Annotated in this window: 19 protein-coding genes; 9 read left to right on the forward strand and 10 right to left on the reverse strand. The window is 72.6% G+C overall.

Features of this window, described 5'->3' with window-relative positions:
- Window positions 1-6: 6 nt before the first annotated feature.
- Genes JTN19_RS06870 through pdhA form a run of 4 tightly spaced genes read right to left on the reverse strand, consistent with a single transcriptional unit; the run spans window position 7 to window position 4,218 of the window.
- Complete coding sequence (locus JTN19_RS06870) at window positions 7-471, reverse strand: GNAT family N-acetyltransferase (RefSeq protein WP_206931161.1); 465 nt, start codon at window positions 469-471, stop codon at window positions 7-9.
- Window positions 468-1,802, reverse strand: a complete 1,335-nt coding sequence (locus JTN19_RS06875) for a pyruvate dehydrogenase complex dihydrolipoamide acetyltransferase (RefSeq protein ID WP_206931162.1) — start codon at window positions 1,800-1,802, stop codon at window positions 468-470. The genes JTN19_RS06870 and JTN19_RS06875 overlap by 4 nt, the downstream gene beginning before the upstream one ends.
- Window positions 1,803-1,820: 18 nt before the next feature.
- Entirely contained in the window at window positions 1,821-3,200 is a 1,380-nt protein-coding gene (locus tag JTN19_RS06880) for a pyruvate dehydrogenase complex E1 component subunit beta (RefSeq protein WP_206931163.1), read from the reverse strand.
- Between the two features lies 1 nt (window position 3,201).
- A complete protein-coding gene (gene pdhA / locus JTN19_RS06885; protein ID WP_242530925.1) occupies window positions 3,202-4,218 on the reverse strand; it encodes a pyruvate dehydrogenase (acetyl-transferring) E1 component subunit alpha in 1,017 nt (338 codons plus the stop codon).
- Window positions 4,219-4,407: 189 nt separating this feature from the next.
- Between pdhA and JTN19_RS06890 the strand changes: the two genes are divergently transcribed.
- Both JTN19_RS06890 and JTN19_RS06895 read left to right on the forward strand, forming a co-directional pair.
- On the forward strand, window positions 4,408-5,631 hold the full coding sequence (locus JTN19_RS06890; protein WP_206931164.1) for an MFS transporter: 1,224 nt from the start codon (window positions 4,408-4,410) through the stop codon (window positions 5,629-5,631).
- Between the two features lie 48 nt (window positions 5,632-5,679).
- Window positions 5,680-6,675: a phytanoyl-CoA dioxygenase family protein gene (locus tag JTN19_RS06895; RefSeq protein WP_206931165.1), complete on the forward strand. Its 996-nt coding sequence runs from the start codon at window positions 5,680-5,682 to the stop codon at window positions 6,673-6,675.
- A 153-nt stretch (window positions 6,676-6,828) separates the two neighbouring features.
- Here the strand turns inward: JTN19_RS06895 and JTN19_RS06900 are convergent, their stop codons facing one another.
- Window positions 6,829-7,143, reverse strand: coding sequence for an FtsB family cell division protein (locus tag JTN19_RS06900; RefSeq protein ID WP_206931166.1), 315 nt, complete (start codon window positions 7,141-7,143; stop codon window positions 6,829-6,831).
- Window positions 7,144-7,250: 107 nt separating this feature from the next.
- Window positions 7,251-8,528: a phosphopyruvate hydratase gene (gene eno, locus JTN19_RS06905; RefSeq protein ID WP_206931167.1), complete on the reverse strand. Its 1,278-nt coding sequence runs from the start codon at window positions 8,526-8,528 to the stop codon at window positions 7,251-7,253.
- 100 nt (window positions 8,529-8,628) lie between these two features.
- Here eno and JTN19_RS06910 point away from each other — a divergent pair, with 100 nt between their 5' ends.
- From JTN19_RS06910 to JTN19_RS06940, 7 genes are read left to right on the forward strand one after another with little or no spacing between them, the layout of a single operon-like run.
- On the forward strand, window positions 8,629-9,246 hold the full coding sequence (locus JTN19_RS06910) for a DUF1826 domain-containing protein (RefSeq protein WP_206931168.1): 618 nt from the start codon (window positions 8,629-8,631) through the stop codon (window positions 9,244-9,246).
- A complete protein-coding gene (locus JTN19_RS06915; RefSeq protein ID WP_206931169.1) occupies window positions 9,246-10,424 on the forward strand; it encodes a GTP-binding protein in 1,179 nt (392 codons plus the stop codon). Before JTN19_RS06910 ends, JTN19_RS06915 begins: the two co-directional genes overlap by 1 nt.
- A gap of 45 nt (window positions 10,425-10,469) precedes the next feature.
- Window positions 10,470-11,369: an NAD(P)/FAD-dependent oxidoreductase gene (locus JTN19_RS06920; RefSeq protein WP_206931170.1), complete on the forward strand. Its 900-nt coding sequence runs from the start codon at window positions 10,470-10,472 to the stop codon at window positions 11,367-11,369.
- A complete protein-coding gene (locus JTN19_RS06925; protein WP_206931171.1) occupies window positions 11,366-11,953 on the forward strand; it encodes a pyridoxamine 5'-phosphate oxidase family protein in 588 nt (195 codons plus the stop codon). The genes JTN19_RS06920 and JTN19_RS06925 overlap by 4 nt, the downstream gene beginning before the upstream one ends.
- A complete protein-coding gene (locus JTN19_RS06930) occupies window positions 11,938-12,195 on the forward strand; it encodes a DUF3253 domain-containing protein (RefSeq protein ID WP_206931172.1) in 258 nt (85 codons plus the stop codon). The genes JTN19_RS06925 and JTN19_RS06930 overlap by 16 nt, the downstream gene beginning before the upstream one ends.
- Window positions 12,192-13,430 carry a DUF1499 domain-containing protein gene (locus tag JTN19_RS06935; RefSeq protein ID WP_206931173.1) on the forward strand — a complete coding sequence of 413 codons (1,239 nt, stop codon included), beginning with the start codon at window positions 12,192-12,194 and terminating at the stop codon, window positions 13,428-13,430. The genes JTN19_RS06930 and JTN19_RS06935 overlap by 4 nt, the downstream gene beginning before the upstream one ends.
- Window positions 13,427-15,649: a glycosyltransferase gene (locus tag JTN19_RS06940; protein WP_206931174.1), complete on the forward strand. Its 2,223-nt coding sequence runs from the start codon at window positions 13,427-13,429 to the stop codon at window positions 15,647-15,649. The genes JTN19_RS06935 and JTN19_RS06940 overlap by 4 nt, the downstream gene beginning before the upstream one ends.
- On the opposite strand, the gene recQ is transcribed toward JTN19_RS06940, so the two are convergent.
- The 4 genes from recQ to cydD form a co-directional block, all read right to left on the reverse strand.
- Entirely contained in the window at window positions 15,607-17,406 is a 1,800-nt protein-coding gene (recQ, locus tag JTN19_RS06945) for a DNA helicase RecQ (RefSeq protein WP_206931175.1), read from the reverse strand. The two genes, JTN19_RS06940 and recQ, sit on opposite strands and share 43 nt — an antisense overlap.
- Window positions 17,406-17,804, reverse strand: a complete 399-nt coding sequence (locus JTN19_RS06950; RefSeq protein ID WP_242530926.1) for an OmpA family protein — start codon at window positions 17,802-17,804, stop codon at window positions 17,406-17,408. The genes recQ and JTN19_RS06950 overlap by 1 nt, the downstream gene beginning before the upstream one ends.
- Before the next feature lie 68 nt (window positions 17,805-17,872).
- Complete coding sequence (gene cydC, locus JTN19_RS06955; protein ID WP_206931177.1) at window positions 17,873-19,519, reverse strand: thiol reductant ABC exporter subunit CydC; 1,647 nt, start codon at window positions 19,517-19,519, stop codon at window positions 17,873-17,875.
- A complete protein-coding gene (gene cydD / locus JTN19_RS06960; protein WP_206931178.1) occupies window positions 19,509-21,173 on the reverse strand; it encodes a thiol reductant ABC exporter subunit CydD in 1,665 nt (554 codons plus the stop codon). The genes cydC and cydD overlap by 11 nt, the downstream gene beginning before the upstream one ends.
- Window positions 21,174-21,256 lie beyond the last annotated feature (83 nt).

Here is a 21,256-nt window from a genome sequence, read left to right on the forward strand (position 1 = left end):
CTCTCCTCAGGCGGCGAGCGCGGAGAGTGCCGCGCCGGTCAGCCGCCGGTCCGTCCATTGCGTGCGCGCCGTGGCCCCGATGCGGTCATAGAGGGCGATGGCCGGCGCGTTCCAGTCGAGCACATTCCACTCCAGCGCGACGAAGCCTTCCTCCAGCGTCAGCCGCGCCAGCGCCCGCAGCAGCGCCATGCCATGCCCCGCGCCGCGATGGGCCGGGAGCACGAAAAGGTCCTCCAGCCATAGCCCCCGCCCGCCCAGGAAGGTCAGCGCGGTGGGGTAGAAGAGGGCGATGCCGACGGCCTCGCCCTCCACCTCGGCCAGCAGGGCGCGGGCCGCGCCCTGGTCGAGCAACCGGGCGAAATCCGCCTCGGTGGCGCGGAATTCGCCGAGCAGTTCCTCATACTCGGCCAGGGCCCGCACCAGCCGGAAGACGGCCGGTGCATCGGCCGGGCTGGCCGGGCGGATGGTCACAGCATCAGGCTCAGCGGGTTCTCGATCAGGCCCTTCAGCGTGGCCATGAACTCAGCCCCCAGCGCGCCATCCACGACGCGGTGGTCCGCCGAGAGCTGGCAGGTCATCACCGTCGCGATGGCCAGCGCGCCATTCCTCACCACCGGCCGCTGCTCGCCCGCGCCCACGGCCAGAATGGCGGCCTGGGGCGGGTTGATGATGGCCGAGAAGAAGGACACGCCATACATCCCCATGTTGGAGATGCTGAAGCCGCCGCCCTGGAACTCCTCAGGCTTCAGCTTGCCCGATTTCGCCCGCGCGCCGAGGTCCTTCATCTCGTTGGAGATGGTGGCGAGCCCCTTGCGGTCCGCGCCCTTCACGATGGGCGTGATCAGCCCGTCCGGGATGGCCACGGCCACGCTGATGTCCACGTCCTGGAACTGCAGGATGGCCTCATCCGTCCAGGCGGCATTCACGCCCGGATGGCGGCGCAGCGCCACGGCGCAGGCCTTGATGATGAGGTCGTTCACCGAAAGCTTGAAGGCGCCCGCGCCCTCCTTGGGCGATTGCGCGTTGAGGTCGGCGCGCAGCTTCAGCAGCGCGTCGATCTCGAAATCCATCGCCACGTAGAAATGCGGCACGGTGGTCTTCGATTCCGTGAGCCGCCGCGCGATGACCTTGCGCATGGAGGAATTGGGCACGGCCGTGTGCGGCGCCGTGATGTTGGGCGCCGCGGCGGGCTTTGGCGCCGGGGCGGAAGCGGGCTTCCCCGCCTCCGCGGTCACGGGTGCAGCGTCGCGCTTCGGGGCCGCCGGGCGGTTCATTGCCGCCTCGACATCGGCCTTCACGATTCGCCCCTGCGGTCCGCTGCCCGTGACCGCGGCCAACTCAATTCCTGCCTGCTGCGCCATGCGCCGCGCGAGCGGCGAGGCGAAGACGCGATCGCCCGACGCGGCCGGCGCCGGCGCGGGTTTCGGCGCCTCCGCCTTGGAAGCGGGCGGCGGCACCGGCTGCTCCGGCGCGCCGGCGACCTTGCCGCCGGCCTCCTTCACGCCCTCCAGCGCGGGCGAGCCGGAAGGGGATGGGGCGGCCTCCTTCGGCGCCTCCTCGCCCTCCTCCACCAGCACGGCGATGACGTCGTTCACCTTCACGCCCTCGGTGCCGTCGGCGACCACGATCTTGCCGAGGATGCCCTCATCCACGGCCTCGACCTCCATCGTGGCCTTGTCCGTCTCGATCTCGGCGATAATGTCGCCGGCCTTGATCGCATCGCCCTCCTTCTTCAGCCAGCGGGCGAGCGTGCCCTCCGTCATGGTGGGCGAGAGGGCGGGCATCAGGATGTTGGTGGCCATGTGCGGGCGCCCCTTGCTTCAGCGGTAGGTCACGGCGCGCGCCGCTTCCACCACCTGTTCGAGGCGCGGCAGGGCGAGCTTCTCGAGATTGGCGGCGTAGGGCATCGGCAGGTCAAGCCCCGTCACGCGGGTCGGCGGCGCGTCGAGGTGGTCGAAGGCGTGTTCCATGATCTGCATGGCCACCTCGGCGCCGATACCGGCATAGGGCCACCCTTCTTCCAGCGTCACCAGGCGGTTCGTCTTCTTCACGGAGTTCACGATGGTCTCCGTGTCCAACGGCCGCAGCGTGCGAAGGTTGATGACCTCGGCGCTGATGCCCTGCTCGGCCAGCTTTTCCGCCGCCTGCATGGCCATGCCGACCATGATGGAGAAGGCGACGAGCGTGACGTCCGTGCCCTCGCGCTCGATCTTGGCCTTGCCGATGGGCAGGATGAAGTCGTCATCCGTGGGGCATTCGAAGCTCTGCCCGTAGAGGATCTCGTTCTCCAGGAAGATGACCGGGTTTGGGTCGCGTATGGCCGCGCGCAGCAGCCCCTTCGCATCGGCGGCCGACCAGGGTGCGATCACCTTCAGCCCCGGGCAATGCGCGTACCAGGAGGCGTAGCACTGCGAATGCTGCGCCGCCACGCGGGACGCGGCGCCATTGGGCCCGCGGAACACGATGGGGCAGCCCAGTTGCCCGCCCGACATGTAGAGCGTCTTGGCGGCCGAGTTGATGATCTGGTCAATGGCCTGCATCGAGAAGTTGAAGGTCATGAACTCGACGATGGGCTTCAACCCGTTGAAGGCCGCGCCCACCGCCATGCCGGTGAAGCCATGCTCCGTGATCGGCATGTCCATGACGCGCTTGGGGCCGAACTCGTCCAGCAGGCCCTGGCTGATCTTGTAGGCGCCCTGGTACTGGCCGACCTCCTCGCCGATCAGGAAGACGTCGCCATCCAGGCGCATCTCGGCCGCCATGGCGTCGCGCAGCGCCTCGCGCACGGTCATGCTGCGCGTCGGGCCCCAATCCTTCTCGGGCTGGGCGGAGGGGGTGGCGGCCACGTCCCAGGGCACGGCGCTGCCCTTGGCCTCGGCGGGCTTCTCGGCCTTCGGGGCCTCCTCCTTCGGAGCCTCGTCCTTCGCGGGTTTCGGCGCCTCGGCCTTGGCCCCGCCCGAACCGCCATCCAGCTCCGCGATCGGGCTGTTCACCGACACGTTCTCCGTGCCCTCGGGCACGAGGATGCGGGTGATGGTGCCCTCATCCACCGCCTCGACCTCCATGGTGGCCTTGTCGGTCTCGATCTCGGCGATCACGTCGCCGGACTTCACCGCATCGCCTTCCTTCTTCAGCCACCGCGCGAGCTTGCCCTCCGTCATGGTGGGCGAAAGCGCCGGCATCAGGATCTCGACGCCCATCTCACTTGGTCTCCAGAAGGATGTCGGTCCAGAGCTCGCTCTCCGGCGGCTCCGGCGATTCCTGCGCGAATTCCGCGCTGTCCTGCACGATGGCCTTCACCTCGTCGTCGATCTTCTTGAGGTCGGCCTCGGTCACGCCCTGGGCCAGCAGCTCGGCCCGCGCGGTCTCCAGGCAGTCATGCTGCTCGCGCATCTTCTGCACCTCCTCGCGGGTGCGGTACTTCGCGGGGTCGGACATGGAGTGGCCGCGATAGCGGTAGGTCTTCATCTCCAGCAAATAGGGGCCGTTGCCGGCGCGGCAGTGGGCCACCGCCCGGCTGCCGGCCTCGAACACGGTCTGGACGTTCATGCCGTCCACCTGCTCACCGGGAATGCCCCAGGGCGCGCCGTTTTTCGACAGGTCACGGCTGGCGCTGGCGCGCTCCACGCTCGTGCCCATGCCGTATTTGTTGTTCTCGATGATGAAGATGCAGGGCAGCTTGAACAGGGCGGCGAGGTTCAGGCTCTCGAAGACCTGGCCCTGGTTGGAGGCGCCCTCCCCGAAATAGGTCAGCGCCACATTGTCATTGCCGCGATACATGTTGGAGAAAGCGAGGCCCGCGCCCAGCGAGACCTGCGCGCCCACGATGCCATGGCCGCCGAAGAAGCCCTTCTCGCGCGAGAACATGTGCATGCTCCCGCCCTTGCCCTTGGAATAGCCGCCGATGCGCCCGGTCAGCTCCGCCATCACGCCGCGGGCCTCCATGCCGGTCGCCAGCATGTGCCCATGGTCGCGGTAGGAGGTGATGACCTGGTCGCCGGGCTGCAGGCACATCTGCATGCCCACCACCACGGCCTCCTGGCCGATGTAGAGGTGGCAGAAGCCGCCGATGAGCCCCATGCCATAAAGCTGGCCCGCCTTCTCCTCGAAGCGGCGGATCAGCAGCATGTCCCGATAGGCCTGCATCAGGGCGTCACGGGCCAGCGCGGGTTCCTTCGCGCGGCTGCGGCGCTTGGCGCCCGAGGTTTCGGGGGGCATGGCGGTCTCCCTGTCGAAGTGCCCCATCATTAAGGGCGGGAACCGGCCGTTGCAAGGAGGAGCATCGGCGCCAAACCGGCAGGAAATCAGCGATTTATGAATTTTAACTAGATATTGGTTAACATGCTGCGGCGCACCAACGCACCAGACGGATGGCGATGACGGCGCCCGCCCCGCCACAAGCGCCGCATGACACCCGAACGCCGCCTCGCCCTCGCCACCTTCGCCCTGCACGGCGCCGACCAGGCGGCGCTGGCCGCCCTCCCCTTGCTCGCCACGCTGCACCTGGGCGGCGGGCCCGGCATGACGGGCGCCCTCGTCGCCGCCCAGGGCGCGGCCTGGCTGCTGGTCTCGCTGCCGGCCGGCGCCTGGCTCGACCGCGCGGGGCGGGCGCGGGCGCTGCGGGTGGCGCTCTGGGCCGCGGCCGCGGGCTTCCTGCTGGCCTGGGCGCTGCGCCACCACCCGGCCACGCTGGCGTTGGCCGCCTTCCTGGGCAGCGGGGCGGTGGTGGTGGGCATCCTGGCCGTGGCCGCCCTGCTGCCGGGCTATGTCGCGCCCGATCGCCGCCCCCGCGCCAATGCGGCCATCGAACTCGCGCGCGGGGTGGCGACGCTGGTGGCGGCGCCGCTGGCCGGGCTTTGCGCGCAAATGGGCTGGCCGGGCCTCGCGCTGCCCATGGCCGCCACCTTCGCCCTGCTGGGCGCCCTGGCCCTGGGCCGCCTGCCGCCCGAACCGCCGCCCGCCCCGCGCGTGCCGCTGCGCCACGCCATCCTCGAGGGCGCCCGCTTCACCTGGCGCGAGGCGCATCTGCGCGGCCTCGCCCTCTGCGCCATCGCCTGGAACTTCGCCTTCTTCGCCCTGCTGGCCGTGCTGGTGCCGCTGGCGCTGGGGCCACTCGGCCTGACCCCGGCCGAGACGGGGCTGGCGCTGGGCTTCTATGGCGCGGGGCTGATGATGGGGGCGGTGGCCGCGCCGCTGGTGCTGCGCGTGCTGCCACCCGGCCAGGTGCTGGCCCTGGGGCCGGCGCTGACGCTGGGGGCCGTGCTGCTGCTCTGGGCGGGGCTGCTGCCGGCCTTCCCGCGCCTCGCGCTCTCGCAATGGCTGGTGGGGTTCGGGCCGATGCTCTGGCAGGTCACGCAGACCACGCTGCGCCAGGCGGTGACGCCCTCGGCCCTGCTCGGCCGCGTGGGGGCGGTGATGCAGGTGGCGGTCTTCGGCGTGCGGCCGCTGGGGGCGTTGGCCGGCGGCGCGCTCGCGGCCTGGGACGGCGCGGAGGCGGGGCTGCTGCTGGCCCTGCTGGGCTTCGGCCTCTCGGTGCTGCTGGTGCTGCGGGCACCCCTGCGCGGCCTTGCCGCCTTCCCGACGGATTGCGCGGCCGCGGCGCCTGCCGCACATTCCGCCCAGGTCAGATGAGGGACCCCCATAGCCTGGCACCGTTGGCCGCTGCTTCCGCTCCATGCCATGGCGCTCGCCACCGGCGCGAAATCCTTCGAGAAGAACCCGCTGATCGGCAGCGCGCGGCTGAACCGCGCCGGTCTGCACATCGCGCGCCGCAACCTCGCCCAGCGCCTGGGCGAACGCCGCCGCGCCGCCCTGGCGCAAGGGGTGGAGGCGGAAGACCGGCGCGCCCTGCTGGAAGACGGTTTCCTCGCCAAGCCCGACTTCCTGCCCGCCCAGGATTTCACCGCCATGCGCGCGGAGCTTTTCGCCGCCCGCCTGCCCGCGCGCGAATACCTGGATGGCTACACGCTCACGCGCCTCATCCCGCTCGACGCCGCCTCGCTGGCGCACCTGCCGGCCACGCGCGCGGCGCTGGGCTTCGCGCCCTATCGCGCGCTACATGATTTCGTGGGCTGCTTCCGGCAGTCGCCCTTCCTCTTCGTGCAGACCGTGTTCAGCCATGTGCGCGAGGCGCCGCCCGACATCCAGTCGGACTTCCACACCGACACCTTCCACCCCACGGTGAAGTCCTGGCTCTTCCTGGACGAGGTGGCGGAGGGCGAGGCGGGGTTCACCTACGTCCCCGGCTCGCACCGTCCCAACCGGCGGCACCTGGCGTGGGAGCGGCAGGTCTCCATCGGCGCGGCGCGCGCCGCGGACCGCAGCACGCGCGAAGGCTCGCTCCGCATCGAGGAGGCCGAGCTGCCGCGCCTCGGCTACCCCTCGCCGCGCAAGCTCGCGGTCGCGCCCAACACGCTCGTCATCGCGGACACCAGCGACTTCCACCGCCGCGGCATCGCGGACAGGCCCACGCGGCGCGTCAGCATCTGGGCCTATGCGCGGGGCAACCCCTTCAAGCCCTGGCCGGGGGGCGACGTGCTGTCGGCGACGGGCCTCGACAAGCGCGTGATCCGCGGCTTCTGGGCGGCGCAGGATGCGGTGAAGCGGTTGACCGGCGCGCAGGGCGGCTGGCGCTGGGTGGGCGAGCGCGGGCCGCTGGACCCGCCCTCGATCTGATTCAAGGCGACTGATTCACCGCTCCGGCGATTCCGCCTGCGCGGATCAGGCGCTGGAGCATGCTGCGTTCACATGCGTTCACGCAGCCTGCTCCAGCCGTCGTTGAGAGCGGGATTCAACGTTTTCGGTGATTCCACCTCAACGCATCCCGCTCTAGTAGAGGCGTTCGCCCGGGGCGTAGGGCAGGATGATCTCGCCCGGGCGGCTCAGGTTCAGCAGGGCGCGGGCGCGCTCCTCCACCTGGTCGCGGTCCATTTCCCGGCCGTGCACGGCGTTCACGCGGCGCTCCATGGCCTCGCGTTCGGCGGTGGCGACGTTGAGGCCGATACGGGCCTGCGCGAGGTCCTGCAGGCGCTCGACGCGCCGCTCCTCGCCTTGCTGGGCATGCCAGATGAAGAAGGCCGAGGCCCCGAAGAAGAGCACGGGCGCGATCAACCCCCGCGCCAGACGGCCCAGCCACGCCAGCATGTGATCATCCCCCACGACCGGCGGTCCCCCCGGACCGCCCGCCGCAACACATCATCAAAGCGATGGTTTCGCAAGGGAAAAGGCGGGCGTATCGCCCGCCGCGCAAGCTAGCGCCGCAGGATGGTCCGCCCCGCATAGCGCGCGGCCGGCCCGAGGTCCTGCTCGATGCGGATCAGCTGGTTGTACTTGGCCAGCCGGTCCGAGCGCGAGAGCGAACCCGTCTTGATCTGACCGCAATTGGTGGCGACGGCGAGGTCGGCGATGGTCGCATCCTCCGTCTCGCCGGAGCGGTGGCTCATCACCGCCGTGTAGCCGGCGCGGTGCGCGGTCTCCACCGCCTCCAGCGTCTCGGTCAGCGTGCCGATCTGGTTCACCTTGATCAGGATGGAGTTGGCCGTGGCGCGCTCGATGCCCTGGCGCAGGCGCTCGGGGTTGGTCACGAAGAGGTCGTCGCCCACCAGCTGCACCGTCGCACCCAGGCGGTCGGTCAGCAGCTTCCAGCCCTCCCAGTCATCCTCGTGGCAGCCATCCTCAATGGAGACGATGGGCCACTTGGCGCAGAGCGCCGCCAGGTAGTCCACCATGCCGCCGGCATCGAGCGTCTTGCCCTCGCCTTCCATCACATACTTGCCGCCGTGGTAGAATTCGCTGGCCGCGCAGTCGAGCGCGAAGAGGATGTCCTCGCCGACCCGGTGGCCCGCCGCCTCGCAGGCCTTGGCAATGAAGGACAGCGCCTCGTCCGCGCTGCCGATGTTCGGCGCGAAGCCGCCCTCGTCGCCCACATTGGTGTTGTGGCCGGCATCGTGCAGCGCCTTCTTGAGCGACGCGAAGACCTCGGCGCCGATCCGCGCGGCATCGGCCGAGGTGCCGGCCGCCACCGGCATGATCATGAATTCCTGGATGTCGATCGGGTTGTCGGCATGCTTGCCGCCATTGATGATGTTCATCATCGGCACCGGCAGGGTGCGGGCGAAGGTGCCGCCGACATAGCGATACAGCGGCAGCTCATGCGCGTTGGCCGCCGCCTTGGCCACGGCCAGGCTGACGGCCAGGATGGCATTGGCCCCCAGGCGCGACTTGTTGGGCGTGCCGTCCAGCTCGATCATCAGGTTGTCGATCTTCACCTGCTCGGAGGCGTCCATGCCGCCGATCGCGTCGAAGATCTCGCCCTCCACATTCGCGCAGGCCTGGCGCACGCCCTTGCCGCCGAAGCGGGACTTGTCGCCATCGCGCAGCTCCGCCGCCTCATGCGCGCCGGTGGACGCGCCGGAGGGGACGATGGCGCGGCCCTGGCTGCCGTCGTCCAGGACCACCTCGGCCTCGACAGTGGGGTTGCCGCGGCTGTCGAGCACTTCGCGGGCGACGATATCGGCGATGGCGGGCATGGGTTTTCCTTCCGGCAGCGATGCGCGGCGGATAGGACGGCCCCCGGCAAAGGGCAAGTCGGGGCTTGCGCAGGTTGAGTTATGTTATACTATCACATCCATGCCCTTCCTCTGCGAAGCCTTCGCCCCGCCCGCCACCCCGGTGGCCGAACCCCCGCCCCGCGCCGTGATCTCCACGGTGGAGACCGTGCTGCTCACGGCCCTGCACCAGGATGTGGGCCTCGCCCTCTGGCTGCGCGACATGCCGGGCGGGTGGAAGCGGGAGATGGCGCCGCTCGCCGCCGCCGGCCCCTTCCGCGCCCTGGGCGAAGGCACGCCGGACGAGGCGCTGGACGCCGCCGCGGCCGCCCTGCCCGGCCCCGCGCCGCTCAACCTGCTGGCCGATGCGCTGCGGCTCGCGCACATCTTCGCGGCCCTCACCCGCAGCGAACACATCCGCCTGCGCTTCGATGGCGTCACCGGCGATGCCTGCCGGAAATTCCACGTGGACGCGGTGGGGCTGCGCCTGCTCGTCACCTATGCGGGGCCAGGCACGCAATGGACCATGGCGGACCAGGAGGCGGTGCCGCATGAGGTGCCCTTGGGCGCGGTCGCCCTCTTCCGCGGCCGGGCGCGGCCGGGCGGGCATGTGCTGCACCGCTCGCCGCCGCTCTCGCATCTGCCCGAGGCGCGGCGCCGGCGCCTCGTGCTCTGCATTGACGAGGCGGGGTGCTGCTGATGGCACGCCCCCTTCCCGTCACCGTGCTCTCGGGCTTCCTGGGCGCGGGCAAGACCACGCTGCTGAATCACATCCTCGCCAACCGCGAGGGCCAGCGCGTCGCCGTCATCGTGAACGACATGAGCGAGGTGAACATTGACGGCGCGCTGGTGGGCAATGCCGGCAGCCTCTCCCGCACCGAGGAGAGGCTGGTCGAGATGTCGAACGGCTGCATCTGCTGCACCCTCCGTGAGGACCTGATGCAGGAGGTGGCGAAACTGGCGGCGGAAGACCGCTTCGACGCGCTGGTGATCGAGAGCACCGGCGTCAGCGAACCCATGCCCGTCGCCGCCACCTTCGACTTCACGACCGAGGATGGCTTCCGCCTGGGCGACGTGGCGCGCCTCGACACCATGGTGACGGTGGTGGATGCGCGCGCTTTCCTCGAAGACTATTCCAGCGCCGACACCCTGGCCCAGCGAGGCGAGACGGCGGGCGAGGCCGACACCCGCCAGCTCGTGGACCTGCTGGTGGAGCAGGTGGAATTCGCCGACGTCATCCTGGTGAACAAGGCCGACCTCGTCACGCCGGAGGAACTCGGACGCCTCGCGGGCCTGCTCGCCACCTTCAACCCGCGCGCCGAAATCCTCTCCACCGCCCATGGCCGCGTGCCGCTCGCCAAGGTGCTCGGCACCGGCCGCTTCGACTTCGCCGCGGCGCAGGAGGCCGCGGGGTGGCAGCAGGCGCTGCTCGGCGGCCACCTGCCCGAGAGCGAGGAATTCGGCATCACGAACTTCGTCTGGCGCGCCCGCCGCCCCGTCCACCCTGCCCGCTTCAAGGCGCTGATCGAGGGCGATTTGCCCGGCGTCGTCCGCGCCAAGGGCTTCTTCTGGCTCGCCACGCGCAATGCCTGGGTGGGGGAATGGCAGTTGGCCGGCCGCGTCGGCCGCCACCAGGGCGCGGGCCATTGGTGGGCCGCGGTGCCGCCCGGCCGCTGGCCGGAAGAGGAAAGCTGGCGCGCCATGATCGAGCGCCTATGGGAAGAACCCTTCGGCGACCGGCGGCAGGAAATCGTCCTCATCGGCATCGGCATGGACGAGGCCGCGCTGCGCCGGCAATTCGACGCGACGCTCTGCACGCCGGCCGAGGTGAAGCGCGCGCGCGACCTGCCCGACCCCTTCCCCCCCTGGACCGCCTGACACCTAACCCTTGCGCCCGCCTCCCAAGCTGGCATTGATGCAACGATGCTGCCCATCGCCATCATCGGGGCGGGCCTGGCGGGGCTGACCGCCGCCCGCCTCCTCACCGCCGCGGGGCGCCCGGTGCGCCTCTTCGACAAGGGGCGCGGCGTGGGCGGGCGGCTGGCCACGCGCCGCGTCACCCATGAGGGCGCCACCCACAGCTTCGACCATGGCGCGCAATATGTCCGCGCCGAGGGCAAGGACTTCGCCGCCCTGCTCGACGAAATCCAGGCGCGGCCCTGGCCCGATTCGCTGCGCCGCGTGGCCGCGCCGGGCATGTCCGCCCTGGGCCGCGCGATGGCGGGCGGGCTCGACGTCGCCACCGCCCGCGAAATCCGTGGCCTGCGGCGCGAGGAAGCGGGCTGGTTCCTGGACCACGCCGCCGGCGCGGAGGGGCCTTTCGCCGCGGTGCTGGTCACCACCCCGGCCCCCCAGGCCATCCCCCTGCTGGCCCCGCACGCGCCCCGCCTGGCGCAGAGCCTGGCCAGCATCCGCTACGCCCCCTGCTGGACCGTGCTGGCCGCCTTCCCCAGGCGCCTGCCCCTGCCCGACACGCTGCGCCACCGCGGCATCATCGGCTGGGCGGCGCGCGACAGCGCCAAGCCGGGCCGCGACGCCAGCCAGGAGAACTGGGTGATCCAGGCCAGCGCCGCCTTCTCGGCGGCGCATCTGGAGGAGACGCCGGAGCAGGTGATCCCGCCGCTGCTGGCCGCCTTCACCGCCGAGGCGCCGCTCTTCGCCCAGGCGCATCGCTGGCGCTACGCCCTGCTGCAATCGCCGCTCGGTTCGCCCTGCCTGTGGGATGGCGCGCTGGGCTATGCCTCGGATGGCTGCATCGCCGGCCGGGCGGAGGCCGCCTTCGACAGCGGCGCGGCACTCGCCCGTAAGGTCCTCGCCGCGTGACCCGTCCGCGCCCCGCCTTCGCCGATGACCTGGCGGCCACGCGTGCCGAGGCCTTCGCCCTGCTGGCGCGCGGCGTGGCGGACCGGCGCAGCCCCTTCCACACGCCCACGCTGGCCACCATCGGCCTGGACGGCGCGCCGCGCGCCCGCACCCTGGTGCTGCGCGGCTTCGACGCCGCGACCCGCAGCCTGCGCCTGCACAGCGACGCGCGCAGCAACAAGCGGGCCGAGCTGGCCCGCGACCCGCGCGCCTGCCTGCACCTCTACGACCCCGGCCACCAGGTGCAAATCCGGCTGGTGGGCCAGGCCACGCTGCACCAGGACGACGCGCTGGCCAATGCCGCATGGGAAGCGAGCCGCCCCTTCAGCCGCCTCTGCTACGGCATCGCCCCCGCCCCCGGCACACCCGTCGCCGAACCGCCGCCCGCGCCGTCCGAGGTCGGCGAGGGCCGGGCGCATTTCATGGCGCTGCGCCTCGTCTTCGACCGGATGGAATGGCTCTGGCTCGCCGCCGCGGGCCATCGCCGGGCGCGCTTCACCTGGGACGCGGCGGGCCACGAGGAGGCCACATGGCTGGTGCCCTGACCCCCGAGGCCATCCGCGCCGAAATCCTGCGCCAGACCGCCGAGCGCGGGCCGGAGAAGTCCATCTGCCCCTCCGAGGTCGCCCGCGCGCTCGACCCCGAGGAGTGGCGCCGCCACATGACCGCCGTGCGCGGCGTGGCGGCGGTGCTCTCCGCCGAGGGCGCGGTGGACATCCTGCGCAAGGGCAAGCCCGTGCCGCCCGAGGCCATGCACGGCGTGATCCGCCTCAGGGCGCGCGGATGAGCCTGCTGCGCGCCTGGCTCGGCCGGGGCGAGGCCGGGCTGCCCCCGGCCACGCCGCTGGATTTCGACCGGCTGGCGCAGCCGCGCTCGCCCAATGCCTGCCTCGCCGCACCGGAAGGGCACCCCTGGGCGCAGCTCACCACCCCGGCCTACGCGACCCCGCCCACGGCGCTGTTCGACGCGCTGCTGGAGGTGGCGGCGGCCGAGCCCCGCACCACCCGCCGCGACATGCCGGGCGCGGGGCTGCGGGCGCAATGGGTGCAGCGCTCCGCCATGGCGAACTTCCCGGACCTGATCCATGCCGAGGTGCGGCCCGCTGAGGCGGGGGCCACGCTGCACCTCTATTCGCACAGCCTGCTGGGCTGGTCGGACATGGGGGTGAACCGGGCGCGGGTCACGCGCTGGTTGGCGGCGCTGGCCGCGCGGCCGCTGCCGCCCTTGCCCGCCCCGGCAAGCGCCGCGCCGCCCCCGGCCCCGCCCCCCGCGCCCTCGCCCCTCGCCGTGGCGCTGGCCGGCAACGCCGCCGGGCGGCATGTGCTGGTGGCGGGCGATACGCCCTCGGCCGTGGCCGCCCTGGTGCTGCACGCGGCGAGCCATGGCGCGGCCAGCGTGCGCGCCTTTTCCACCCAACGCCCCGACGACGCGGATGGGCAATTGCGCGCGGCCGGCGCCGCGCTGGGGCTGGAGGCGGTGGCCGAGGCGCTGCTCGCCCGCGCCCGTGTCGGCACCACCGCCCAGATCGAAGGCGCCATGGACCCGCCCTGGCTGTGGTGGCTGCGCGGCAAGTGGGACGCGCCAGACCTCGCCGCGCGCCTGGGCCCGCTGGACCTGGTGGTGGACCCCGGCAACCTCGCCGCCGCCGACGACCCGGGCCACCGGCTCGCGCAGTTGCGCGGCAGCGGGGCGCGCGCACTGCTGCTGCGCTGCCTGGTGCCGCCGCCCGGCGCCGCGCCCGGCTTCGAGGCGGAGAGCCTGTGGCATGCGGCGCGGCTGGACGCGGCGACCTCCGCCGCGCTGCACGCGCATCTGGCCGAGAGGTGGCTCGACCTGCCGCAGCTTCGCCTGCTGCCCGCCGGCATGACGCCGGAGGCCGCCCGCGCCGCCGGGATTCATGAGCCGTTCTGGTGGTTCATGGGCGCGGCCGCGCTGCGCCGCCTGCTCACCGAGGCCGGCTGGACCCCGGGCGAGGCCGCCCGCCACGGCCCCCATCTGCTGCTGACCGCCACCGCCGCATGAGGCGCCAGCGCATCTGCCTGCTGACGCTCGACTTCGTGGGGCCCGTGCGGAACGGCGGCATGGGCACGGCCTTCCTGGCCTGCGCCGAGGCCTTCCGCGATGCGGGGCACGAGGTCACGGTGCTCTACCCCGCCGCCTATACCGAGACGCTGCCGCTCACCCATTGGCGCGCGCACTACGCCGCGTGCGGCATTGAGTTCGTGCCCTTGCACATGACGGGGCTGGAGAAGGAACTGGGCTACGGCGCCTGGCAATGGATCAAGTCCCGCCAGTTCGACGCCATCCACTTCCACGAGATGCGCGGCATCGGCCATTGGCTCACGGTGGCCAAGCGCTGCGGCCTCGGCCTGCGCGACACCGCGCTGGTCTGCCAGGTGCACAGCCCCACCCTTTGGCACTTCGCCCATTCCGGCAACTTCATGCGCCACCTGGAGGAGCTGGAACTCGACTGGATGGAGCGCAGCAGCGTCGAGGGCGCCGATGTGGTCATCGCCCCCTCGCGCTACATGCTGGCCGAGGTGGCGCGCATGGGCTGGCGCCTGCCGCCACGCCACGACGTGCTGCCCAACATGCTGCCGCAGGGCTTTCCCGCCCGCGCGCCCGAGGCGGCCACAGCGCGCCCGGTGGAGGAGCTGGTCTTCTTCGGAAGGCTGGAGGCCCGCAAGGGGCTGGACCTGTTCTGCGACGCCGTCTCGCGCCTGCAAGCCGAGGGCCGCCCCCCCGCCCGCGTCACCTTCCTGGGCAAGGTCGGCCACATGGAGCGCTGCCACGCGCTGGCCTGGCTGGCCGAGGCCACCGCCGGCTGGTCCTTCCCCTGGCAGGTGGTGAATGACCGCGATGTGGCGGGCGCGCGCGACTACCTGTCCCAGCCCGGCCGGCTGGCCATCATCGCCTCGGCCATGGAGAACGCGCCCTATGCCGTGATCGAGTGCCTGGCCGCCGGCATCCCGCTGCTGGCGCCGGAGGTGGGCGGCATCCCGGAACTGGTGGCGGCCGAGGACCATGCGCGGCTGCTCTACCCGCGCCACCCGCGCGCGCTGGCGGCCGCCATGGGGCGCGCGCTGGAGCATGGGATGGCACCAGGCCGCGCGGCCGTGACGGCGCAGGAGGCGCGCGAGGCCTGGCTCGGCTTCCAGGGCGGGCTTTCGGTGCCGCCCGCGGCACCTGCATTGCTGCGCGACGCCCCGCCGCTCGTCTCGGTCTGCATGGGCAGCTTCAACCGGCATGACACACTGGCGGACGCGATCGCCTCCATCGAGGCGCAGACCCACCCGGCCCTCGAACTCATCCTGGTGGATGACGCCAGCACCGCGCCCGCCACCCTCGCCTTCCTGGATGCGCTGCGCCCGCGCTTCGCCGCGCGCGGCTGGAAGCTGCTGCGCAATGCCGAGAATTCCTGGCAGGGCATCACCCGCCACCACGCGGTGGACGCGGCGCAAGGCGAATTCCTGCTGTTCATGGATGACGACAACTTCGCCTGGCCGGACGAGGTCGCGACCTTCGTGGCCGCCGCGCTCCATTCCGGCGCGGATGTGCTGAGCTGCCAGAATCAGGTCTTCCACGGCGGCGGCCGTCCGCCCCCCGCGCGCGCCACGCGGCCCGGCCGCTGGGTGCCCATCGGCCCCGCGCCGGCGGTCGGCGCCTTCGCGAACATGATGGGCGACGCCAACATGTTCATGCGCCGCGACGCCTGGGACCGGATGGGCGGCTTCACCCGTGACCGCGCCTATTTCGAGGATTGGGAGTTCCTCCAGGCCGCGGCACTGGCCGGGCTCAAGGTCGAATGCCTGCCCGAGATCCTCTACTGCTACCGCATCTGGGACGGCGCGCAGACCGCCGCCCACGCCGCGGATTTCCTCTATCGCAGCCATGCCCGCGCATTGCGTCCCACGCTGGAGGCCATGCCCGAACCGCTGCGCCCCGCGCTGCGCTTCGCCGTGGAACGGCATCTCGCCGGGATGCAGGCGCGGCGCGAGGGGTATTGGGCGCGCGGCCTGCCCCTCTCGGGCGAGCAGACCTTGATCGGCGATTTCGCGCCCAATGGCGCCGAGGCCATGCTGGCCCTGGCCGAGGCGGTGGCGGTGGCGGGGCGGGACGAGACGGCGGCGCTGCTGGCCGAACAGGCCTGCCGCCTCTCGCCCGGCCATCCGGAGGTGACGGCGCGCGTGGCGGCACTTCAATCGGCGCGCGCCAGCACCTCCAGCACCGCGTCGCCATAGCGTTCCAGCTTGCTTTCGCCCACGCCCGGAACGCCGCGCAGCTCCGACAGGCTGCCGGGGCGGCGGGCCGCGATCTCGCCCAGCGTGGCGTCGTGGAAGATGACATAGGCCGGCACGCCCTGGGCGCGCGCCTCGGATTTGCGCCAGTCGCGCAGGGCGGCGAAGAGCGGGTCGCCTTCCTCCACGGGCGCGCGGTCGGCGCGGGGGCGGGCATGGCGGGGGCCGAGGTTGGGGGCCTCGCGCAGCATCAGCCGCTGCTCGCCGCGCAGGATGGGGCGGGCGGCCTCGGTGGCGACCAGCTCGCCATGGTTCTCGACGCGCACATCCAGGGCACCCGAGGCCACCAATTGCCGCGCCACGCCGCGCCAGGTGCCCTCCGGCAGGTCGCTGCCCACGCCGAAGGTGGGCAGCTGGTCATGGCCATGCTGGGCCACCTTGTCCGTCAGGCGGCCGCGCAGCACGTCCACGAGGTGCCCGAGGCCGAAGCGCCCCCCGGTGCGGACAGCCGCACTCAGCAGTTTTTGGGCTGCGACCGTCGCATCGGAAAGTTTCGGCGGGGCGGCGCAGACGTCGCAATTGCCGCAGTCTTCGGAAAGATCCTCGCCAAAGCAGCGCAGCAGCACGCGGCGGCGGCAGGTGGCGGCCTCGGCGATGCCCACCATGGCGTCCAGCCGCGCGCGCTCGATGCGCTTCTGGTCGTCGCTCGCCGGGCTTTCCTGGATGCGGTGGCGGGCCAGCGCGATGTCGCCCGGCCCGTAGAGCAGCAGGGCGCGCGCCGGCAGCCCGTCGCGGCCCGCGCGGCCGATCTCCTGGTACCAGCCCTCCGGCCCCTGCGGCAAAGCGAGATGCGCCACGAAGCGCACATCCGGCCGGTCTATCCCCATGCCGAAGGCGATGGTGGCGCACATGATGACGGCGTCGCCGCGCGCGAAGCGGTGATGCGCGTCCCGCCGCGCCGCGCTGTCCATGCCGGCATGGTAGGCCGCGGCGTCATGGCCATCGGCGCGCAGCCAGTCGGCCGTCTGCTCGGCGCGGGCGCGGGTGCCGCAATAGACGATGCCGGCGCCGGTGCCATGGATGGCGGTGCGGAGAAAGGCGCGCAGCTGGGCGCGCTCCTGCTCGCGCGGTTCGGCGGCCAGGTGGATGTTCGGGCGGTCGAAGCTCGCGCGGAACACCGGGTCTTCCCGCAGGCCGAGCTGCCCGCGAATGTCCTCCACCGTGCGCGCATCGGCGGTGGCGGTGAGAGCGAGGCGCGGCACGCCCGGAAAGGTGTCGCGCAGGAAGGAGAGGGCGCGGTATTCCGGCCGGAAGTGATGGCCCCATTGGCTGATGCAATGCGCCTCGTCCACCGCGAAGAGGGCGATGGGCAGTTCGGCCAGCCGCTCGATCATGCCGTCCATCGCCAGCCGCTCGGGCGAGACGTAGAGCAGCTTCAGCGAACCGTCGAAGACGCCGCGCCAGATCGCGCGGCGGTCATGCTCGTCCAGGTCCGAATGCAGCGCGGCGGCGGCCACCCCCTGCTGGCGGAGCGCCGAGACCTGGTCCTCCATCAGCGCGATCAGCGGCGAGACGACCACCGCCAGCCCGTCGCGGCACAGCGCCGGCACCTGGAAGCAGAGCGACTTGCCCCCGCCCGTGGGCATGAGGACGAGGCCGCTGCCACCCTCCATCACATGCGCCACGATCTCGGCCTGGCGGCCGCGGAAGCCGGGGTGGCCGAAGACCTCGTGGAGAACCTGCGCCGGGTCGCGCGGCATTATTGGCGGGCGAGGCGGATCTCGACGCGGCGGCTCTCGATCGGCGCGGCCTCGAAGGGCACGGGGCCGCGGGGCACGACGAAGATGCGGTCCCCCGCCACGCCGGCTTCGCGCAGCAGATCCGCCACATGGCGGGCGCGGCGGTCCGACAGCTCGCGGTTGAAGGCGACACCACCGGCGGGGCCGGCATAGCCGAAGACGTTCACGCGGGCATAGGGGTGGCGGGCGGCGGCGCGGGCCGCGCTGCGGACCACGGCGCGGCCGGCATCGTCCAGGGTGTCGCCGTCAATGGTGAAGAAGACGACGTCCACCGGCTCGTCTTCCAGGCGCCGCCCGGTGAGGTTGTTGAAGCTCTCGCAGCCCGCGAGGATCAGGGGGGCGGCGGCGGTCAGGAGCATGCGGCGGCGCATGGCGATTCTCTCCGGGGGGGATGGAAGGTTATCCGTCCAGCAACCCTGGCCCCGCGTCAACCAGCGGCTGGTAACAGCCTCCCCCCCGCCAGGCGCAGGACGCGGTCCAGCGGCTCCACCCCGGTCAGTTCATGGGTCAGCAGCAGCAGGGAACGCCCCTCGCAGGCGGTGCCGAGCGTCACCAGGAAGGAGCGCGCGGCCTCGGCATCCAGCCCGGCGGTGGGCTCGTCCAGGATCAGGATGTCGGCGGGCGGCAGCAGGGCGCGGGCGAGGGCGATGCGCCGCGCCTCCCCGCCCGAGAAGCGGGCGCCGCCCTCGCCGCAGAGTGTTTCCAGCCCCTCGGGCAGGCCGCGCACGAACTCGCCCACCCCCGCCTTGGCCAAGGCGCGCCAGAGCGCCGCATCGGGCGCGCCGGGGGCGGCGAGACGGAGGTTGTTGGCGATGCTGTCGTCGAACAGCCGGGCATCCTGGGCAAGATAGGCGATGCGGGCACGCAGCGCGGGCGCGGCCAGCGTGGCGATGTCGGCCCCGCCCAGCGTGATCCGCCCGCCCTGGGGCGCCGCGAACTTCATCAGCAGCGCGGCGATGCTGGACTTGCCGGCCCCCGAAGGCCCCAGGATGGCCAGCCGCTCGGCGGGGCGCAGGGTCAGGTCCAGCCCCTCCAGCACGGGCGGCATGCCCGCGCGCCAGCCGAAGCGCACGCCCTCGAAGCGCAGCTCCCGCCCCTCGGGCATGGCGGCGGGGGTGGTGGGCTCGGCCACGGGGGGCGCGGTGTCGGTGGTTTCGAAGAGGCGGCGCGCGCCGGCGCCGGCGGTGGCGAGCGCCGCGCCCGCGCGGGGCATCAGCCCCAGCATCTCAAGTGCGGCGATGCCCAGGAACAGCGCCAGCACGGCCAGCGCCGCGCCCGCCGTGCCGGCCCAGAGCCCCCAGGCCAGGCCGCCCAGCAGGGCGAGTTGCGTCAATGTCTGCCCCAGCGCGCCGGCCATGGCGCCGCGCGCCACCAGGCGGCGCTGGGCGCGCATCATGGCGGCATCGGCGGTGGCCAGGCGGCGGGCGGCGGCGGGTTCGGCATTGGCGGCCAGCGTGTCCTCCAGCCCGGCCAGAGGGTCCACGGCGGCGGCGCGCATCTCGCCGCGGCGGGCGGCGGCCTCGGTGGCGGCGCGGGCGGCGGCGGGGGCCAAGGCGAGCGGCAGCACCAGCGCCAGCAGCAGCGGCAGGGCCATCAGCAGCAGCAGCCAGGGCTCGGCGCCCAGCAGGATGGCGATGGCCAGCACGGCGGCGAGCGCGCCGGCCGCCGGCACCACGGCGCCCAAATAGAAGCGGTCCAGCGCGTCCACATCCGCGATCAGCCGCCCCAAAAGGTCGCCCGAGCCACCCATGCCGATGCCACCCGGGCGGCGTTCGGCCAGGCGGCGGAAGAACCAGACGCGGGTGTCGGCCAGCGCCCGGAAGGCCGCGTCATGGCTCGCCATGCGCTCCCACCAGCGGGTGGCGGGGCGGATCAGCACAAAGGGCCGCAGCCAGAGCAGGGCCGCGATCCCCAGCAGCCCGCCGCCCGTGACGCCGGCCGCAACCCCCTTGCCCGCCAGGGTCATGAGCGCGATGCCGGACAACGCCGAGACCATGGCGATGCCCAGCCCCGCGACCAGCGCGGTCCAGCGCGACCGCCACAGCCGCGCCACCCGCCACAGATCACTCCACATGCGACACCGCCATGCGCCCGGCGCCCAGTTCCAGCACCCGGCCCGACAGCCCGCGCAGCTGTGGCGAATGGGTGGCGATGATGGCCGTGCGCCCGGCGCAGAGGCGGGCAATGGACTCCATCACTTCCGCCTCCGTGCCGGGGTCGAGCGCGGTGGTGGGCTCGTCCAGCAGGATGAGGGGGGCGTCGCGCAGGAAGGCCCGGGCCAGCGCCACGCGCTGGCGCTGCCCGCCGGAGAGGCCATAGCCCCCCTCGCCCACCTCGGTGTCCAGGCCCTTCGGCAGGCGGCGGGCGAAGGACATGACGCGGGCGGCTTCCGCGGCGCGGGTGATCTCGGCCTCGGTGGCGTCGGGGCGGGCAAGGGCGATGTTCTCGCGCAGCGTGCCCTGGAACAGGTGGGCGCGCTGGCCGACATAGGCGCTGAGGCGGCGCAGCTCGGCGGGCTTGAGGCGCGTCGCGTCCTGCCCGTTCAGCGCGATGCGGCCCGAAGTGGGGCGCGCGAAGCCCATCAGCAGCTTCAGCACCGAGGATTTCCCGCTGCCCGAGGGGCCCACCAGCAGCAGCGTCTCGCCGGGGCTGACGGCGAAGGTCAGGCGGTCCAGGGCGGGCTTGGGGTTGCCCTCATAGCGCAGCGCCACCTCGGTGAAGGCCACCGTCACGCGCGGCGGCATGGATTCCAGCAGCAGGCCCTCGGCCGGTGGGGCCTCCAGCAGGGGCGCGAGGTCGGCGGCCGCCCCGCGCGCCGACATGGCCTCGTGATAGGCCTGGGAGAAGGTCCGCAGCGGCTGGAAGAAGGCCGGCACCAGCAGGATGCAGAAGATGGCCGCCACCGGGTCCGTGTGGTTCGCGCCCAGATGCGCCCCATGCCGCCAGGCGAGGTAGGCGATGGTGCCGGCCGCCAGCAATTCCAGCACGGTGGTCGAGAGGAAGGCCACGCGCAGCACGCGCATGGTGCGGGTGCGGAATTCCTCGGCGACCTGGCCGAGGTGCCGCGCCTCGTCCTCGGCGCGGTTGAACTGCACGAGGGTGGAGAGGCCCCGCAGCCGGTCCACGAAGCGGCCCGAGAGGCGGCCCAGCACGTCCATCTGGCGCCGGCTCTCGCGCGCGGCGCCGATGCCGGTCACGGCCATGCCCACCGGCACCAGCAGGCCCATCACCAGCAGGACCAGCGCCGTGACCCAGTCGGCCCAGGCGGCCACCAGGATGATGGTGGCGGGTGCGAGGATGGCCAGCGCCACCGCGGGCAGCCAGCGGGCGAAGAAACCGTCCAGCGCCTCCACGCGGTCCACCAGCAGGGTCGCCTTCTCGCCCACGCCGCGCTTGTCGTCGGGGCCCAGTTCCAACAGGCGGGCGAAGAGGGCGGTGCGGAGGCTGGCGCGCGCCGCCTCGCCCGCCCGGTTCTGCGCGGCCTCCTGCGCCATGCCGAGCCCGGCCATGGCCAACACGAGAAGTGCCGCCACGCCCAGATCCTCCCAGCCGCCCGCCGCGAAGCCCAGCAGCGTGGCCAGCACCCGCGCGATGAGGAAGGCAAGGCCCACCGAGCACAGGGTCGAGGCCAGGCCGAGCGCGACCGGCAACGCCACGCGCCCCCGCTGGGCGCGCGCCTGCCGCATGAGCCAGGCCGACGCCGCGCGGCCATTCGAAGGCGATTCCATCCCTTGGGTTCTTAAGGGAATCGCGCCCGCCGCGCCATGTCTTGCGGCACCTGCTTCCCCTTGCGACATGAACGGGAGATGAA

This window comes from Roseococcus thiosulfatophilus (assembly GCF_017311575.1).
GTDB lineage: Bacteria > Pseudomonadota > Alphaproteobacteria > Acetobacterales > Acetobacteraceae > Roseococcus > Roseococcus thiosulfatophilus.

What these genes read in the sequence shown, in the direction of transcription:
- JTN19_RS06875 (WP_206931162.1), bottom strand. Translation starts at nt 1,802, where the DNA reads ATGGCCACCAACATCCTGATGCCCGCCCTCTCGCCCACCATGACGGAG.
- JTN19_RS06880 (WP_206931163.1), bottom strand. Translation starts at nt 3,200, where the DNA reads ATGGGCGTCGAGATCCTGATGCCGGCGCTTTCGCCCACCATGACGGAG.
- pdhA (WP_242530925.1), bottom strand. Translation starts at nt 4,218, where the DNA reads ATGCCCCCCGAAACCTCGGGCGCCAAGCGCCGCAGCCGCGCGAAGGAA.
- JTN19_RS06890 (WP_206931164.1), top strand. Translation starts at nt 4,408, where the DNA reads ATGACACCCGAACGCCGCCTCGCCCTCGCCACCTTCGCCCTGCACGGC.
- JTN19_RS06895 (WP_206931165.1), top strand. Translation starts at nt 5,680, where the DNA reads ATGGCGCTCGCCACCGGCGCGAAATCCTTCGAGAAGAACCCGCTGATC.
- JTN19_RS06900 (WP_206931166.1), bottom strand. Translation starts at nt 7,143, where the DNA reads ATGCTGGCGTGGCTGGGCCGTCTGGCGCGGGGGTTGATCGCGCCCGTG.
- eno (WP_206931167.1), bottom strand. Translation starts at nt 8,528, where the DNA reads ATGCCCGCCATCGCCGATATCGTCGCCCGCGAAGTGCTCGACAGCCGC.
- JTN19_RS06910 (WP_206931168.1), top strand. Translation starts at nt 8,629, where the DNA reads ATGCCCTTCCTCTGCGAAGCCTTCGCCCCGCCCGCCACCCCGGTGGCC.
- JTN19_RS06915 (WP_206931169.1), top strand. Translation starts at nt 9,246, where the DNA reads ATGGCACGCCCCCTTCCCGTCACCGTGCTCTCGGGCTTCCTGGGCGCG.
- JTN19_RS06920 (WP_206931170.1), top strand. Translation starts at nt 10,470, where the DNA reads ATGCTGCCCATCGCCATCATCGGGGCGGGCCTGGCGGGGCTGACCGCC.
- JTN19_RS06930 (WP_206931172.1), top strand. Translation starts at nt 11,938, where the DNA reads ATGGCTGGTGCCCTGACCCCCGAGGCCATCCGCGCCGAAATCCTGCGC.
- JTN19_RS06935 (WP_206931173.1), top strand. Translation starts at nt 12,192, where the DNA reads ATGAGCCTGCTGCGCGCCTGGCTCGGCCGGGGCGAGGCCGGGCTGCCC.
- JTN19_RS06940 (WP_206931174.1), top strand. Translation starts at nt 13,427, where the DNA reads ATGAGGCGCCAGCGCATCTGCCTGCTGACGCTCGACTTCGTGGGGCCC.
- recQ (WP_206931175.1), bottom strand. Translation starts at nt 17,406, where the DNA reads ATGCCGCGCGACCCGGCGCAGGTTCTCCACGAGGTCTTCGGCCACCCC.
- JTN19_RS06950 (WP_242530926.1), bottom strand. Translation starts at nt 17,804, where the DNA reads ATGCTCCTGACCGCCGCCGCCCCCCTGATCCTCGCGGGCTGCGAGAGC.
- cydC (WP_206931177.1), bottom strand. Translation starts at nt 19,519, where the DNA reads ATGTGGAGTGATCTGTGGCGGGTGGCGCGGCTGTGGCGGTCGCGCTGG.
- cydD (WP_206931178.1), bottom strand. Translation starts at nt 21,173, where the DNA reads ATGGAATCGCCTTCGAATGGCCGCGCGGCGTCGGCCTGGCTCATGCGG.